General features: G+C 72.9%; 16 protein-coding genes. 5 read left to right on the top strand and 11 right to left on the bottom strand.

The features are described 5' to 3' along the window. Nucleotides 1-16: 16 nt before the first annotated feature. The 3 genes from AC0QU1_RS14505 to AC0QU1_RS14495 all read right to left on the bottom strand — a co-directional run bounded on the left by AC0QU1_RS14505 (nucleotide 17) and on the right by AC0QU1_RS14495 (nucleotide 2,698). The gene (locus tag AC0QU1_RS14505; protein WP_483576694.1) at nucleotides 17-439 is read right to left on the bottom strand and encodes a YdcF family protein; all 423 of its coding nucleotides are present in this window, start codon (nucleotides 437-439) and stop codon (nucleotides 17-19) included. A gap of 57 nt (nucleotides 440-496) precedes the next feature. Further along, nucleotides 497-1,054, bottom strand: a complete 558-nt coding sequence (locus AC0QU1_RS14500; protein WP_483570218.1) for a dihydrofolate reductase family protein — start codon at nucleotides 1,052-1,054, stop codon at nucleotides 497-499. Between the two features lie 183 nt (nucleotides 1,055-1,237). Then, nucleotides 1,238-2,698, bottom strand: a complete 1,461-nt coding sequence (locus AC0QU1_RS14495; RefSeq protein WP_483570216.1) for an alpha/beta hydrolase family protein — start codon at nucleotides 2,696-2,698, stop codon at nucleotides 1,238-1,240. Between the two features lie 195 nt (nucleotides 2,699-2,893). Here AC0QU1_RS14495 and AC0QU1_RS14490 point away from each other — a divergent pair, with 195 nt between their 5' ends. Beyond that, the gene (locus AC0QU1_RS14490) at nucleotides 2,894-3,277 is read left to right on the top strand and encodes a YciI family protein (protein ID WP_483570214.1); all 384 of its coding nucleotides are present in this window, start codon (nucleotides 2,894-2,896) and stop codon (nucleotides 3,275-3,277) included. Nucleotides 3,278-3,556: 279 nt separating this feature from the next. On the opposite strand, the gene AC0QU1_RS14485 is transcribed toward AC0QU1_RS14490, so the two are convergent. Continuing rightward, nucleotides 3,557-6,163: an FtsX-like permease family protein gene (locus tag AC0QU1_RS14485; RefSeq protein ID WP_483570212.1), complete on the bottom strand. Its 2,607-nt coding sequence runs from the start codon at nucleotides 6,161-6,163 to the stop codon at nucleotides 3,557-3,559. Next, the gene (locus tag AC0QU1_RS14480) at nucleotides 6,163-6,960 is read right to left on the bottom strand and encodes an ABC transporter ATP-binding protein (protein WP_483570210.1); all 798 of its coding nucleotides are present in this window, start codon (nucleotides 6,958-6,960) and stop codon (nucleotides 6,163-6,165) included. The genes AC0QU1_RS14485 and AC0QU1_RS14480 overlap by 1 nt, the downstream gene beginning before the upstream one ends. A gap of 158 nt (nucleotides 6,961-7,118) precedes the next feature. Between AC0QU1_RS14480 and AC0QU1_RS14475 the strand changes: the two genes are divergently transcribed. Beyond that, entirely contained in the window at nucleotides 7,119-8,057 is a 939-nt protein-coding gene (locus tag AC0QU1_RS14475; protein WP_483570208.1) for a Ppx/GppA family phosphatase, read from the top strand. 48 nt (nucleotides 8,058-8,105) lie between these two features. Here AC0QU1_RS14475 and AC0QU1_RS14470 read toward each other — a convergent pair whose 3' ends face one another. Continuing rightward, nucleotides 8,106-8,315, bottom strand: coding sequence for an EF-hand domain-containing protein (locus tag AC0QU1_RS14470; RefSeq protein WP_483570206.1), 210 nt, complete (start codon nucleotides 8,313-8,315; stop codon nucleotides 8,106-8,108). A gap of 136 nt (nucleotides 8,316-8,451) precedes the next feature. Between AC0QU1_RS14470 and AC0QU1_RS14465 the strand changes: the two genes are divergently transcribed. Beyond that, nucleotides 8,452-9,045, top strand: coding sequence for a hypothetical protein (locus AC0QU1_RS14465; RefSeq protein WP_483570204.1), 594 nt, complete (start codon nucleotides 8,452-8,454; stop codon nucleotides 9,043-9,045). 68 nt (nucleotides 9,046-9,113) lie between these two features. Here the strand turns inward: AC0QU1_RS14465 and AC0QU1_RS14460 are convergent, their stop codons facing one another. From AC0QU1_RS14460 to AC0QU1_RS14445, 4 genes are all read right to left on the bottom strand, one after another. Next, the gene (locus tag AC0QU1_RS14460) at nucleotides 9,114-9,740 is read right to left on the bottom strand and encodes a hypothetical protein (protein ID WP_483570202.1); all 627 of its coding nucleotides are present in this window, start codon (nucleotides 9,738-9,740) and stop codon (nucleotides 9,114-9,116) included. A gap of 56 nt (nucleotides 9,741-9,796) precedes the next feature. Further along, complete coding sequence (locus AC0QU1_RS14455; RefSeq protein ID WP_483570200.1) at nucleotides 9,797-10,759, bottom strand: S1C family serine protease; 963 nt, start codon at nucleotides 10,757-10,759, stop codon at nucleotides 9,797-9,799. Between the two features lie 202 nt (nucleotides 10,760-10,961). Then, entirely contained in the window at nucleotides 10,962-11,951 is a 990-nt protein-coding gene (locus tag AC0QU1_RS14450; protein WP_483570198.1) for a hypothetical protein, read from the bottom strand. Further along, nucleotides 11,948-12,496, bottom strand: a complete 549-nt coding sequence (locus AC0QU1_RS14445) for an RNA polymerase sigma factor (protein ID WP_483570196.1) — start codon at nucleotides 12,494-12,496, stop codon at nucleotides 11,948-11,950. Before AC0QU1_RS14445 ends, AC0QU1_RS14450 begins: the two co-directional genes overlap by 4 nt. Before the next feature lie 177 nt (nucleotides 12,497-12,673). Here AC0QU1_RS14445 and AC0QU1_RS14440 point away from each other — a divergent pair, with 177 nt between their 5' ends. Continuing rightward, on the top strand, nucleotides 12,674-13,108 hold the full coding sequence (locus tag AC0QU1_RS14440; protein ID WP_483570194.1) for a hypothetical protein: 435 nt from the start codon (nucleotides 12,674-12,676) through the stop codon (nucleotides 13,106-13,108). Nucleotides 13,109-13,271: 163 nt separating this feature from the next. Beyond that, complete coding sequence (locus AC0QU1_RS14435) at nucleotides 13,272-13,973, top strand: cytochrome b/b6 domain-containing protein (RefSeq protein ID WP_483570192.1); 702 nt, start codon at nucleotides 13,272-13,274, stop codon at nucleotides 13,971-13,973. A 179-nt stretch (nucleotides 13,974-14,152) separates the two neighbouring features. Here the strand turns inward: AC0QU1_RS14435 and AC0QU1_RS14430 are convergent, their stop codons facing one another. Next, entirely contained in the window at nucleotides 14,153-14,809 is a 657-nt protein-coding gene (locus tag AC0QU1_RS14430) for a trimeric intracellular cation channel family protein (protein WP_483570190.1), read from the bottom strand. Between the last annotated feature and the right edge of the window lie 233 nt (nucleotides 14,810-15,042).

Here is a 15,042-nt window from a genome sequence, read left to right as displayed (position 1 = left end):
GGATCAGGGGGAGCGATCACCAGATGGGATCGGTCAACGGTCCTCCACTGGGTCGTTTCGGTTCGGTGCATTGGATGGTCTGGGTGGGCGTGACGATCAGGTCCACGTGGAAGTCGTGCGTGGCCTCGGGGATCGGCTCGGTCACCACGTGCAGGTCGTGGACGGTTGTGGCGTAGGACCGGCGCTCCATGTAGGGCTTTGAGATGAGCAGGATCGAGGATGGGACGATGCCTGCTGCTAGGACGTCGCGAGAGAGGGCGATGTTCTTGCTGGTGTTGCCTGCGTTCGGCTCCAGCGGGATCGCGTCGCCTGGGACGCCCAAGTCCAGGGCGTGCTCGCCGTAGTGGACGGCTTCTCCTCGGGGGAAGCGTGCCACCGTCGTGGGGCTGTTGCCGCCGCTGAAGACCAGCCCGATAGAGTTCGGTGGAATAGGCGGCAATATACGTGCAGGCCATCGCCCGCAGCACCCGCCGGTCAAATCACGTCAAGCTGGAGCTCACGTGGGCCGGTATCGCAGGGCGACTGCCCCCGACCGGAACTCCCGGCGGTCCACGAGCTCGAGCCGGATGCGCTCGCGCAGACCGGCGAGCAACGTCGGCCCGTGTCCGGCAATAACCGGCTGCACCAGGAACTCGTACTCGTCGATCAGGCCCAGATCTGCCAACGCCAGGGGGAGCGTCACGCCACCGACCCACAGGCCTTCGCCTGACTCCTCCTTGAGCCGCTGAACCGCTTGTCCCAAGTCGTCTCGCACCAGCTCGGCATTCCAGTCGACACCGCTCAGTGTGCTCGACACGACGTACTTCTTCGCCCGGTCGATGGCCTCGGCGAATGGGATCTCCCACTCACTCATCCAGTCGGGCCACGGGCCCGTGGCCGGCCGCCGCCATGCCGACTCCATCATCTCGTAGGTCACCCGGCCGAACAGCAGGGCATCGGCTCGCTCCATCTCGGCGGCCCAGTAGCGCATCGACTCCTCGTCCGGGGGAGGCCCTGCCTCGTGATGGCAGCAGCCGTCGAGCGTCACGTTGATCGAGTATCGAAGTGGTCTCATCTAGTCGCTCTCCCTTGATGCGCGCCCCGCGTTCACCGGACCGTACTCAGCTCAGACGACTGCTGGCGCCATTTCTCACCGGCGCCGCGATCCCGCCTGCGCGCGACACAGGTGGGATCTCCACAAGGCTGGTGTCATGCTGCCGAAGAGCCGACGTTCGGTCGGGCGTGCGCGCGGCGCTGATCAGTAGCCGTCGCCTGGACGGTAGACGCTGAGGTCTCCGTAGGCTGACAGGACGTCGGTCGGGTCGCCGGGGTGGTGCCGCAGGGTGGAGTCCAGGAAGACGAGCGTGGCCGCTGCGACGACGTGCGGGCTCTCCGCGCGTCCCAGCGAGCCGACCAGGGAAGCCACGGGCGGCAGGTACAGGGGTGAGTCCATGAACGTGAGATGTGCTGCGCCGGGGATGGTGAGCCGGTAGCTCGTCGCGGTACTGAGCTCGAGGGCCTCGGTGAGGCGAGGTATGTAGCGGGGGTCGGTTGCCGGGCTGATGGCTTGGGTGAGTGCGAGTACCGGCTGGTGAAAGGGGCCCAGCTCGCCGCGAGGGTAGCCGTCCAGGTTGACGACGGCCGTGAACCGGCGGTCCTCGCGGGCCGCTTGCAGGGCGGCGGCACCACCCAGGGAGTGGCCGGTCACCCCGGCCCGGCTGGTATCCAGACGTCCGGTCAGCGGGCCCGTGATCTCACCTCGGTCAAGGCGGCCCAGTTGAGTGAGGGCGAAGCTGAGGTCGGCGGCACGAACACTCGTCGTCTCGGCAGCACGTTCGTTGTCCTCCTCGTCGTCGCCGGTGGGTGCGATCTTCGTGGTGATCGTCCGGCCGTCGGCGAGGACGACGGCGGCGGAATCGTACGGGTGGTCCAGGGCGGCGACCACGTAGCCGTTGCTGGCCAGCTCCTCCGCCCACGCGGTGTTCTGTGTGCGGACCCCGCCCAGCCCGGGAGAGAACAGCACGACCGGGAACCGAGCGCCGTCGCCGGCCACCGGAGCGTTGAGGACCGAGTGGGTGTGGGCACGCGGGACGCCGTCGAGCAGGAAGCCGGGCAGGCCCGTGTAGCGCGCGAGAGCTTCGGAGACGATGCGCGCCTCGCGCTCGGTGCGTCCGAGATACTGGGCATGCTGCGCGCCCGCCGGACTCGTGCGCGCGGGGTACCAGAGCTGGACGACGACCGTGCGCCGGTCGCGCGAGCTGGTGGTAGCGGTCTCGGGACGGTGCGGATCGGTCCACTGCAGCACCCGGGTGCCGACCGCGAAGTGGCCTGTCGGTTCGGGGAACTCAGGTACCGGAAAGGCCCACGCGGCCACCGGGCCCGTGGCGATCAGGCCGATGCAGGCGACCGACCCTGGCAACGCCAGCCACCATGGGGCTCGCCACGCCGGCCGACCGGCACGTCGTCGAACCAGAGGACGGACCAGGGGAGAGACGGCGAACGGCAGCGCGACGGCGGCACCCGCCAGCACCGGCAGCATCTGCCAGCGGATCCCCACCATGCTCAGCACGATCACGGCCACCACGAGGCCCAGCCCGGCCAGGACCGTGACTGATGGGCGGACCGTGGGAGGAAGCCAGCGTGCCAGCACCAGCGCGACACCACTCAGCAGGGCAAGGAGCTCCAGGGGAGACAGGTACAGCACGATGATGTCGTCCACCCGACAATCCTCGGCGCACCGCACGTCCTGCCACATCAGCCCTGCGTCGTCGTCGCATCCGACCGGGGTCGCAGCCGGAAGGCGCGCGACTCATCCTGCGGTCGTACCCCGGCGCGGTGGCGTCTTGAATTGCGGCCTTACTGCAACGAGCCGAGACGATCCCGCTGACGTCGCCCGGCGCGTAGCCTGGATCGCATGTCACAGGACCCCGACGTCCCCGACGCGTTCGACGTCTACACGGTGGTGGTCCTGCGCCGTCCGCCCGGTGCGCCGGAGCTGACCGACGACGAGCTCGACGCGCTCCAGGCGCGTCACCTCGCCTACCGCGCCGACCTGAGGCGGCAGGGCAAGATCGTCGTGAACGGGCCGTTCGACGCGCGGAGCGACCCGTCGTACCGCGGGATGTCGATCTTCGCCTGCGACCCCGACGAGGCCGCACGGCTCTCGGACGGCGACCCGTCCGTCGTGGCGGGCCGGCTCGCCTACGACGTGATGGAGTGGTGGGTCGCCGCCGGCTCGCTCGCCTTCCCGCTCGCCGACGGCGCCGTCGGCGAGCGCCGCTCGATGCCCGACGACTGAGGTCCACCCGGCGCAGCGCCGACGACACGGCACCGAGGACGACGCCGCACCGACACAGGACCACGCACCGCACAGCACCCCACACCACAACAACAACAACGACAACGCCCGCGCACGGCCAAGGCCGCACGCGGGCGCCGTCGTCAGCGACGAACCGCCGCCAGACAGACCGCCGTCGGGCGAACCGCCGTCGGGCGAACCGCCGTCAGACAGACCGCCGTCAGACAGACCGCCGTCAGACAGACCGCCGTCAGACAGACCGCCGTCAGACCAACCCCGTCACTCCACCCCGAGCGCCGCCACCGGCGACGTCCGCACGGCCGCCCGCGCCGGCACCACCGACGCGAGGAGGCCCGCGACCAGGGCGACGACGAGGACCGCCGCCAGGTCGGACCACGGGACGGCGTACCGCACGTCGCCCATGACGGACAGGGCGGTGGCCGCGCCGGCCCAGCCGAACACGAGCCCGAGCAGCATGCCGAGGATCGCGCCGACGCCGGCGATGAGCATGCCCTCGACGGCGAGCATGCCGCGGAGCTGCTCCTTGCTCAGGCCGATGGCCCGCAGGGTCGCGGACTCCCTGGTCCGCTCGATGACCGAGAGGGACAGCGTGTTGGTGACGCCGATCAGGGCGATCACGACGGCGACGGCCAGCAGGCCCACCACGATGCCGAGGATGACGTCCACGACCTGCCGGAACTGCGCCGCCTGGGCGGCCGGGCCGGTGACGAAGGCGTCGCCGTCGACCTCCGCTGCGGTGTCCTGGACGTCCGCGAGCACGTCCGTGGCCTCCGCGCCCGAGATGTGGGCCCAGATCTCGGTGGCGGTGTCGCCGGCGTTGACGCGCGCCAGGTCCGCCGAGGTGATGGTGCGGTTGAGCGGGGTGGCGGTGGTGATGACGACGGTCAGGTCGACCTCGCCGTCCGGACCCGAGACGGTGGTCCGGTCGCCCGCGCCGAGGGACAGCGACTCGGCGGCCTCCTGGGTCATCAGGATCGAGCCCTCGGTGAGGCGTTCCGCCTCCTCGGGCACGTTCGCCGCGGTGACGAGGGCGCGCGGGTCGGCGGCCTTGATGTCCATGCCTTCCACGCCACCGAGCGTCACCATGGTGGTGTTCACGACGGCGGTGGCCGCGACGCCGGGGGTGTCGGCGACGGCGTCGCGCAGGCCCTCGACGTACTCGGGCGACGACGCGGCGACGCTCACGTCGTAGGGGAAGGTCTCGTCGAGCCGGCTGTCCGCCGACATGCGGGCGCTCGCGGCGCCGGTGGACATCATGGTGACGAGGGTGACCCCGATGAGCAGCGCCGTGGAGGTGGCCGACGTCCGGCGCGGGTTGCGCAGCGTGTTGGCCACCGCGAGCCGGGCCGCCGGGCCCGTGCGGGACACGAGGGCGCCCAGGGCCGCCGCGACGCGCGGCAGCCAGAGCACCGCGCTCAGCACGACGCCGAAGAACGCGAGGGCGCCGCCGCCGACGGCCGCGATGAGGCCGAACTGCGGGGCGCCGGCCATCCCGAGGGCGACGCCGACGCCGAGCACGGCGAAGCCGCCGACGATGCACAGGATCGAGATCACGAGGCGGGCGCGGCCCGCGCGGGCGCGCAGCGTGGGGGCGTCGGCCGGGCGCAGCGCGGCGAGCGGTGCCACCCGGGTCGCCGCGCGGGCGGGGGCGAGCGCGGCGAGGACCGTCACGCCCACGCCGACGGCGAACGGCAGCACCACGGACTGCCAGGTCGGCGTGATCGTGGTCGGCAGCGGCACGCCGAGGTCGAACGCCGGGGCCACCAGCAGCGCGGCCTGGCCGAGCAGCGCACCCGCGACGATGCCGACCACCGAGGCGATGGCGCCGAGGATCGCCGCCTCCAGCAGCACGCTGCGGTAGAGCTGTCCGGTGCCCGCCCCGATGCAGCGCAGGAGGGCGAGGGTTCGGGTCCGCTGGGCCACCAGCACCTGGAACGTGTTGGTGATGACCATGGCCGCGATGAGCAGCGCGATGGCGGCGAACGTCATGACGAACACGAGGAAGACGAGGTCCTGGCCGCCGGTCTGCTGGGCGGTCTGCTGTGCCGCCACCTCGTCGGTGGTCTGGACGGAGACGCCGCTGACGACCCCGTCGGCAGCGGTCTGGAGCGCTCCGGCGAAGGCGGACGGGACGCTGCCGCCGTCCAGCGGGGTGTCGAGCGCGACGAGCAGCTGGGAGACCGGGTTCGTGAAGGGCTCGGCGGCGTTCCACTCGTCGAGCGTGGCGGCGGGCACGGCGGCCGCGCCGCCGTAGGACGCGTAGGCGCCGTACGGGTCGTCGGCGAGGCCGGTCACGGTCAGCCGCTCGGTGACCTCTCGCGGCTCGCCGAGCTCCGCGGCCGGGTCCGGTGCCTGGCTCTCGGCCCAGCCCTCCGGGTAGATGGTGCGCGCGAGCGTCACGGTGTCGTCGAGGCCGACGCCGAGGCGCTCGGCGACCTCCGACGTCAGCGCTACCTCGTCGCTCGCGGTGGGCCAGGCGCCGTCGGTCAGCTCGAGCGGGGAGAGGCGCGGGTCCTCCGGGACCGGGGCGAACGCCTGGTAGCCGCCCTTGCCGCCGTTGCGCAGGTCGCCGAACCAGTTCGTGAGGGGCTGGACGGCCTTCACGCCGGCGACGTCGCCGACCGCCGCGATGTCGTCGGCCGTGAACGAGGCGGCCGTGTCGGCGGTGGACACGACGACGTCGGCGCGCGCGTACTGGGCGGCGACCATGTCGTGGGTGGTGCCCTGGATGACGCCGCCGGCGAGCAGCGTCACGGTGACGAAGGCGGTGCTGATCAGGATCGCCACGCCGGCGGCGGTGAGTCGCCCGACACTGCGGCGCATCTGGCCGAGGGTGAGGCGGGTGGTGGGGAAGGTGGTGGCCATCACGCACCCGTCCGGGTGGTGGGGCCGGTGGTGATGGCGGGTTCGAGGGTGCGTAGGGCGTCCAGGCCGGCCATGGCGGACTCGGGGGTGGGGTCGCTGATGTCGCCGGCGATGCGCCCGTCGGCGATCAGCACCACCCGGTCCGCATACGCCGCCGCGGACGGGTCGTGGGTGACCATGATGATGGTGCGGCCCAGCTCCCGCACCGAACGGCGCAAGAAGGACAGGACTTCGGCGCCGGAGCGGGAGTCCAGGTTCCCGGTCGGCTCGTCCGCGAACACCACATCCGGTTGTGCGATCAACGCCCGCGCGATGGCGACGCGCTGCTGCTGCCCCCCGGACAGCTCCCCCGGACGGTGGGTCAGCCGGCCGGAAAGGCCCAGGGTGTCGACCAGGGTGCCCAACCAGGCCCGGTCCACGGTGCCGCCGGCGAGTTCGACGGGCAGGGTGATGTTCTGCTCGGCGGTGAACATGGGCAGCAGGTTGAACTGCTGGAACACGAACCCCACCCGGTCCCTGCGCAGCAACGTCAGGGCCTTGTCGTTCAGGCCGGTGATCTGCGTGTCCCCCAGGAACGCCTGCCCACTCGTGGCCGAGTCGAGACCGGCCAGCAGGTGCATCAGCGTCGACTTCCCGGAGCCCGACGGGCCCATGATCGCGGTGAACCGGCCCTGCTCGAAGTCCACATCCACCCCGTCCAACGCCCGCACCACCGCCTCACCCTTGCCATAAACCTTCGTCAGAGAACGGGCGCGCACAGCGGGTGACGACCCGGGCGCATACACGGTGTTGTCCATGCCGCAGACGCTACGGACCGGCGCCGTCGCCCCGCGTCCTGCCCCGGGCTGGTTCTGCGCCGTCGGCCCGTCATACCCAGGTCGTACGTGCGCACCGGGATGTCACCGACCAGCGCGTTCGTCGCACGAGGGTGCCCGGCCCCGGTAGCGTCAGGTCCATGCGTCTGGGCGTACTCGACATCGGTTCCAACACGGGCCACCTCCTGGTGGTCGACGCCCACGGCGGCGCGCCGCCGCTGCCCGCGTCGTCGCACAAGCAGCCGCTGCGGCTCGCCGAGCACCTGGACGACGACGGCGCCGTCAGCCAGGCCGGTGTGGACGCGCTCGTGAAGTTCACGGCGGAGGCCGTGGACATCGCCGAGGACCGGGGCTGCGCGGAGATGCTGGGGTTCGCGACGTCCGCCGTGCGCGACGCCGTGAACTCCGAGGCGGTGCTCGGGGCCGTGCACGAGCGCACGGGAGTGCGGCTCGAGGTGCTCAGCGGCGAGGACGAGGCCCGGCTCACGTTCCTCGCGGTGCGCCGGTGGTTCGGCTGGTCGGCCGGCCGGCTGGCCGTGTTCGACATCGGCGGCGGCTCCCTGGAGATCGCGGGCGGCGCCGACGAGGCGCCCGACGCCGCGTGGTCGCTCCCGCTCGGGGCCGCGCGCCTGGCCCGCGCGCACTTCAGCACCGTGCCCGACGCCGGGGCGCTGCGCGCCCTGCGCCGCGACCTGCGCACCGAGATCGCGCGGAACGCCGGGAGCCTGCTGCGCACCGGCCGGCCCGACCGTGCCGCCGCCACGTCGAAGACCTTCCGGTCGCTCGCGCGGATCTGCGGCGCCGCGCCGTCGTCCGAGGGACCGCTGGTGCGCAGGGTGCTGCGGCTCGACACGCTGCGCGAGCGCATCGGCGAGCTGATCGGCACGACCCCCGACGACCTGGCGCGGCTGCCCGGCGTCTCGTCGAGCCGGGCCCACCAGATCGTCCCCGGCGCGCTCGTCGCCGAGGCCTGCCTGGACGTCTTCGACCTCACCGAGCTTGACGTCTGCCCGTGGGCGCTGCGGGAGGGCGTGATCCTCCGGCGGCTCGATCAGCTCCCGCACATCGGCGATGCCTGACGGCGTTGGTGGTGCTCGGCGCTGGCGGCGCTCAAGCGTCGGTGGTGCTCAGGCGTCCCAGGCCTCGGTGAACTCGGCCAGGTCGATCTTGCCGTCCTGGTCGTGGTCCGCCTTGCCGAAGATCTGCTCCAGGTCGAGGTCGGTGACCTCCTCGCCGCGGGTGCCCATGGCCAGGCGGAACTCTTCGGCGGTGATGCGGCCGTCGCCGTCGGAGTCGAACTCGACGAAGGTGCGGGTCAGCTCGTCGTCGGCAGTCATGGGGGATCCCTCCGCAGTGCCAGGAACAGGTCGGGAGTATGCAACCACATATCGGTCTAATCGGCTCGGATAGGGGCCAACGTCCGATACGGTGCGGCGTGCAACGCGTCGACGACGGCCAGCGGAGGGGCAGACCATGAGGCTGTACGCGGCGGCACCGGCCCGGTGCGCGCGCCAGGTGCTCGGCGACCTGGTGCTGCTCTGCTGGGTCGCGGGCTGGGCCTCGGTGGGCCGCCAGGTCCACGCCTCGACCATGGAGCTGGCGGGCCCGGGGCGGGCGACGGCGAACGCCGGCGACGACCTGGCGGGCCGGTTCCACGACGTCGAGGGCAGGATCGGCGGGATCCCGGGCGTCGGCGACGACCTCGCGGCGCCCTTCAGCGGCGCGGCGGAGGCGGCGGAGAGTCTGGCCGCCGCGGGCCGCTCCCAGGTCCAGACGGTCGAGGACATCGCGCTGGCGGCCGGGATCGCCGTGTTCCTCATCCCGGTGCTGCTGCTCGCCGTGCTGTACGTGCCGGCGCGCGTCCGGTTCGTGCGGCGCGCGGGCGCCGCACGGCACCTCACCGGGTCGGCCCCGGAGCTGCTGGCTCTGCGCGCCCTCGCGAACCAGCCGCTCCGGACCCTGGCCAGGGTCTCGGACGACCCGGTGGGTGCGTGGCGGGACGGCGACCCCGCCGTCGTGCGCAGGCTGGCCGACCTCGAGCTACGGGACCTCGGCCTGCGGCGGTGACGGTCCGCGGCGTGCGGCCGGCCAGCCGGCGCACGACGGCGCGGTCGGCAGGCGGCGTGACGTCGGCGTCAGGCCATCTCGGGGACGTGGAGGTGGGCGAACGCGATCTCCATCTCCTCGACGTCGTCGACCGTGGCGCCCAGCTCGCGGACGACCCGGTCGCGCATGCCGGCCACCATCTCGCGGCTCGCCTCGACGGCCTCGCGGCTGTCGAAGGCCGCCGTGCCGACGACGCGGCCGGCGTCCCTGTCGACCATCAGGCTCGCGCTGCAGAACCCGCTCAGCTCCTGGAGCTGCGGCAGGACCACCATCCGGAAGAGGTCTATCGCGTGGTCGACCATGCTCCGGTCGCCCCCCAGCCAGGTGAGGCGGGCGAACGCGCCGTCGGGCGCCGCGTGGTCGCGGTGGACGACGGCGACCTCCCACTCGTGGACGACGCTCTCGTTGCCGCTGCCCAGGGCGCCCTCCGCGCGGGCGCGCAGCGGTCGCACCGCACCGCCGCTCGCTCGCATCGCGTCCTCGGACTGCCACGATGTCGTGGCCACGCAACGGCCGGTCTGCCGGTCGACCAGCATCGACATCCCCGCACAGCCGTCCATCGCCGTGACCGCGGGGAAGATCTCCTCACGAACGATCCGTAGCCCGTCGTCGATCCTGGCGGGATCTCCTCGGACCTCTGTGGTGCGTACGTACATGGCGGACTCCCTGGGTTCGGGGCAACGCCCGGACGGCGCTGCCGTCCCTCCTCACACTAGGCGAGCTCGCGCGGGTACGCGACGGCGTCGACGAGCGCGCCGTGCCGCCACACGGTGACCTCGATGCGGCGGCCGATCGCGCCCTCGACCATGGCCTTCTGCACCGCTGTCACGGTGACCACGGGCTCGCCGTCGAGCTCGACCACGATGTCGCCCGCGAGCAGGCCGGCCTCGGCCGCGGGGCTGCCGGGTGTCACGTCCGCGATCTGCAGGCCGGTGGGGGTGCCGAGGCGGGCGGCGAGGCGGGGCGGCAGCGGCACCTGCGCCCCGGCGATGCCGAGCCACGCCCGGCGGACGCGGCCCGTGGTCATGAGGGTCGTCACGATCTCGCGCGTGGTGGAGTTGATCGGCACGGCGAGGCCGACGCCGATGCCGGCCACCGCGGTGTTCACGCCGACCATCCGCCCCGTGCTGTCGGCGAGGACGCCGCCGCTGTTGCCCGGGTTGAGGGCCGCGTCGGTCTGCACCACCTCGTCGACCACGCGGCCGTTGCCCATGGGCAGCGAGCGCCCCAGCGCCGAGACGATGCCCGCCGTGACGCTCCCGGCGAGCCCGAGCGGGTTGCCCAGCGCCACGACGAGCTGGCCGACCCGCAGCCGCGCGGCGTCCCCGAGCGGCACGGGCGCCGGCACGTCGGCCCGGGCGTGCAGCACGGCGAGGTCGGACAGCGGGTCCCGGCCCACGACGTCGGCGCGTACGCGCGTGCCGTCGGTGAACGCGGCGTCTGCGAACTCGGCGCCCGCCACGACGTGCGCAGAGGTGAGCAGGAACCCGTCGCCCGTGATGACGCTCGCGCTGCCGGAACCCTGGCCCCTGCGGGTCGTGATGGTCACGCTCGCGACGCTGGGCAGCACCGCGTCGGCCACGGCCACGACGGCGCGTGAGTAGGCGTCGAGTGCTTCGGTGTCGTCGGGACGCAGCGGTTCGGTGCCGTCGTCCGGTGAGGTGTCGAGGGCCACGTCAGTGGAGCGTTCCGGGGGCGCGGGTTGTGCCCTGTGTTCGCGGACAGCAGAGCGGCCGAACCGCAAGCTGGTCGTCACCCGATCCGCCGAACCGAAGGCTGCACGTCGTCCGGCCGCCCGATGCGCACGCAAGTCTCGGTTCGAGCGGATCGGGTGACGACCAGCTTGCGGTTCGGTTTGGATGGGTGAGGGCGGAGGGCTACGGGTCGGGCGGCTGGCGGACGGCGGTCGCCCATGTCTCGCCGTCCGGGGCGGTCAATCGCACGGAGACGACGTCGTGCGCCGCGACGTCGAGGACGCCGCCCGCCGTGCACGTGCCCGCCGACACGACGCACGACCCCAGCGCGATCTCGGTGGAGCCGGTCGCGGGGTCGCCCGCCGGATCGCCCCCGGGATTGCTGCCAGGGCCGGTGTAGGCCCCGGCGTCGACAGCGTCGTCGTCACCGCCGTCGACCTGGACGGTGACCACGACGTCGTAGCGCGCGGCCGCGCCGGCGTCGCGGACCACGACGTATCCCCAGGTGGGGTCGCCCTCGTAGACGAAGACGGTGCCGACCGACCGCCCGGCACCCGCCGGGCCGCCCGTGCCGGTGCCCGTGGTGAGGTCCATGGCGGCGAGGTAGCTGCCGTTCGCGATGCCGAGCGTGGTGCGGTAGGAGGCGGCAAGCTCGCGGTCGGGCGCCGTGGCCGTCCAGACGACGGCGGCCCCGGCGACGAGCAGGCCCGCGCCGACGACGCCGGCGAGCACGGCACGCCTGACCCGGTGCCGGCGGAGCGCCGCGGGGCGCCCTCGGCGCGCCTCGGACGGCGGTGCTTCCTGGGGCGGTCCGTCTTGCGCGGGTCCTTCCTGGGCCGGTTCCTCCTGGGCCCGTCCCTTCCGAGCGGGTCCCGCCTGAGTCGATCGCTCCCGAGCAAGCTCCTCCTCAGCGGATCCTTCCTGAGCTAGTTCCCCCTGCGGCGGCCCGAGCCGCGCGAGCACCCGCCCCTCGAAGTCCGCGGACGGCTCCCGTTCCGGGACGAGCAGCAGCAGCTCGTCGGCCGCCGCGGACAGCTCCGACAGCTCCGCCCGGCAGCGGTCGCAGGTGGCGAGGTGTGCCATCACGGCGCCGCGGGTGGTGCCGTCGGCGACCTCCAGCGCCACCTCGGTGAGTGCGTCGCGCAGCTCGGCGCACCGGTCGGCGTCGGTCATGGCGTGTCCACCTCCCGCCTGCTGGTCAGCTCGTCGCGCAGGTGCCGCAGGCCCAGCCGGATGCGCGTCTTGGCCGTGCCGAGGGGCACGCCGGTCCGCTCGGCGATCTCGGCGCCGCTGAGCCCGAAGACCGCCGCGAGCACGACCGCCGTCGCCTGCTCCCGAGGCACGTGCGCGAGCGCTGCGTTCACCGTGGTGCCCGTCGCCACCCGGTCGGCGAGCCGGTCGGGGTCCACGATGGTCTCCACCATGACCACCGGGTCCACGGGGACGTCGCGGCGCACCCGGAGCACGTCGATGGCGGCGTGCCGGGCGATCGCGAGGAGCCACGTCACCGCCCGGCCGCGCCGCGGGTCGAAGCTCGCGGCGTGCCGCCAGGCGCGCACGAAGGCCTCCTGCGCCACCTCCTCTGCGACGGCGGGGATGCCGACCACGAGGAGCGCGAGCCCGTAGACCCGCGCCTGATGACGGCGCACGAACACGGCCGCCGCGTCCGGGTCGTCAGCGGCCATCCCGGCGAGGAGCGCTTCGTCCGATGCCGTCATGTCCTTCCCTACGTGCGGGGGCCGCTCGTGGATCTCGCCGTCGAGCCAGGTTCGTGGGCGGAACCGAGAGATCCGTCCGGGCGCCCGCCACGTAAGGCCCTGTGACGAACCACCCACGCGGACGGCCGCCGGACCGCCGAGGATGACGGTCGACGTCCGCCAGGACGAGGAGGAACCATGTCCAGACTACGAGGAGCGAGGCTCGCCGCGGGGGCGGCGCTCGCCGTCCTGCTGACGGCGGGGTGCGGTGCAGGCGGCGGCGAGGGCGGCACGGGGCCGGACGGCATGACGCTGGAGATCACGGCGCCCGAGGACGGCGGGACGGTCGAGACGCCGTTCACCGTGGAGCTGTCCTCCAGCGAGGAGCTCGGGCCCACCGAGTCGGGCGCGCACCACGTCCACGTGTTCTTCGATGGCGACGACACGGAGTACCTCGTGGTCGAGGGCGAGAGCGTCGAGGTCACCGACCTGCCGGAGGGCGAGCACGTGGTCAACGCGTCGCTGCGCAACGCCGACCACTCCCCGGCGGGCGTGGAGACCGAGGTCACGGTGACGGTGGGCGCCGGCGGCACGGGCGGCGACACCGAGGACGACGGTGAGTTCTCCTACTGATCCCAGTGACCCGTCGGCCGCCGATCCGTCCTCTGCGGATCCCTCCGCGGATCCGTCGGCCGCCGGCCCGGATGGCTCGCGACCAGGGCCGTCGTCGGCGCCGGCCGGGCTGTCCCAGCCGCGTCGAAGACCGGTACCCGGCGGCTCGTCGCGTCCGCGGCGGGTGCCCGCACCGGCGACCGTCGAGCGCAACCGGCGCCCCGTCCGCTGGTTCCACGCCGGTGTCTACACGACTGTCATCGTGCTTCTGGCCACCGGTTGGTGGCTCCTGCTGGGCCGCGAGGGCAGCCCCAGCGTCGTCGCGCGGGCCCTCGGCGTGTCGGACACCGACCTGCACACCATCACCGGCTGGGCCCTGGCCGGGCTGACGGTGCTGGCCGTCGTCGTCGGCGGGCGGCGGTGGCGCACCTTCTGGCGCGAGTCCGTCCGGTTCCACCGGGGCGACGGCGCGTGGTTCCGGCGCTGGCCGGCGGCGGTGCTCACGGGCCGGTTCGGGCGGCACGAGGGCCGGTTCGACCCGGGGCAGCGCATCGCGAACCTGGTGCTCGTCGGCACGCTCCTCGCCCTCGTCGTCTCCGGCGTCGGCCTTGTGCTGGTCAGCGGAGGGCCCGCGTTCGTCTGGTTCTCCTGGGTGCACCGGTGGTCCACCTACGCGGTGACCCCCGTGATCGTGGGCCACGTGATCATCGCCGCCGGGATCCTGCCCGGCTACCGCGGCGTGTGGCGGGCGATGCACCTGGGCGGCCGGCTCCGGATCACCGACGCCCAACGCGTCTGGCCCGCCTGGACGGAGCGGACCTGGACGGAGCGGACGCCGCACCACACCGATGCGGGCTCGCCGGGCCGACACCGCAAACCACACTGACACCGCAAACCACGCTGACGGACCGAACCGCAAGTTCCTCGTCAGACCGGTCGCCGAACCGAAGGCTGCACGTCGTCAAGCCGCCCGATGCACGCGCAAGTCTCGGTTCGAGCGGCGGAACGACCATCATCTTGCGGTTCGGGTCGTGCCGGCCGATCGTTCGCCGTCGGGACGCGTGGTCATGGCTGCTGTGACGGTCCGGGAGCACGGAACTCGTCCACTCGGCGGCCGCCGGCGGGTGGCGCGTCCCAGCGGTAGCGCAGGGAGACCATCCGCAGGCCGAAGACGAGCGCCGCGATCGCCGAGCCGGTGGCGAGGTTGTGCCAGTCTCCCCAGACGGCAAGGCTGGTCAGCGCGGCGCCGAGCAGCGCGGGGATGGCGTACAGGCCCCGCGCGCGGAACACCTGCGGCACGTCGTTCGCGACGACGTCGCGGATCACGCCCCCGCCCACCGCGGTGATCAGGCCGAGGATCGCGGCCGCCGCCGGGTTCATCCCGGCGTCGAGCGAGATGAGCGTGCCCGTGACCGAGAACAGCGCCATCCCCGCGGCGTCGAACGTGAGCAGCACGTCGTGGAAGCGCTGCACGACGTGCGCGAAGAAGTACACGACGACTGCGGCGACAACGGGCGGGACGAGGTAAACCGGCGAGCCGAAGGCGTGCGGCACGCCGTCGTCGAGGATCACGTCCCGCAGGATCCCGCCGCCCAGCCCCACGCAGGTGCCCAGCATGAGCGAGCCCACGATGTCGAACCGCCGTCGGACGGCGAGCAGCGAGCCCGAGACGGCGAAGAAGAAGACGCCCAGGAGGTCGACGACGAGCTGCGTCCACGCCACGCCGGACTCCTTTCGCACGGGAAAACGTCAGCGACCGGTGGTCTACACAGTCTTCACCGACACAGTCTTCACCGACACAGTCTTCACCGACGCGGCGCAGGTTCGCGCCCGCGGGACCGTGGTCGGGCCGGCCGACCGGGCGCCGCAGGGTGAGCCATGAGCCACGTGTCGAACCGAACGTTACGTGTGCCGGACGGCGCCGAACCGAACGTTACGTGTGCCGGACGGCGCCG

This window comes from Promicromonospora noduliphila, assembly GCF_056951025.1.
The sequence above is the reverse complement of the archived record's forward strand: the minus strand, read 5'-3'. Positions and strand labels throughout refer to the sequence as shown.

Excerpts from the sequence above, each read along its gene's own strand:
- AC0QU1_RS14450 (WP_483570198.1), bottom strand. The coding sequence starts at position 11,951 with ATGACCGACGCCGACCGGTGCGCCGAGCTGCGCGACGCACTCACCGAG.
- AC0QU1_RS14440 (WP_483570194.1), top strand. The coding sequence starts at position 12,674 with ATGTCCAGACTACGAGGAGCGAGGCTCGCCGCGGGGGCGGCGCTCGCC.
- AC0QU1_RS14480 (WP_483570210.1), bottom strand. The coding sequence starts at position 6,960 with ATGGACAACACCGTGTATGCGCCCGGGTCGTCACCCGCTGTGCGCGCC.
- AC0QU1_RS14470 (WP_483570206.1), bottom strand. The coding sequence starts at position 8,315 with ATGACTGCCGACGACGAGCTGACCCGCACCTTCGTCGAGTTCGACTCC.
- AC0QU1_RS14485 (WP_483570212.1), bottom strand. The coding sequence starts at position 6,163 with ATGGCCACCACCTTCCCCACCACCCGCCTCACCCTCGGCCAGATGCGC.
- AC0QU1_RS14460 (WP_483570202.1), bottom strand. The coding sequence starts at position 9,740 with ATGTACGTACGCACCACAGAGGTCCGAGGAGATCCCGCCAGGATCGAC.
- AC0QU1_RS14465 (WP_483570204.1), top strand. The coding sequence starts at position 8,452 with ATGAGGCTGTACGCGGCGGCACCGGCCCGGTGCGCGCGCCAGGTGCTC.
- AC0QU1_RS14445 (WP_483570196.1), bottom strand. The coding sequence starts at position 12,496 with ATGACGGCATCGGACGAAGCGCTCCTCGCCGGGATGGCCGCTGACGAC.
- AC0QU1_RS14500 (WP_483570218.1), bottom strand. The coding sequence starts at position 1,054 with ATGAGACCACTTCGATACTCGATCAACGTGACGCTCGACGGCTGCTGC.
- AC0QU1_RS14490 (WP_483570214.1), top strand. The coding sequence starts at position 2,894 with ATGTCACAGGACCCCGACGTCCCCGACGCGTTCGACGTCTACACGGTG.
- AC0QU1_RS14475 (WP_483570208.1), top strand. The coding sequence starts at position 7,119 with ATGCGTCTGGGCGTACTCGACATCGGTTCCAACACGGGCCACCTCCTG.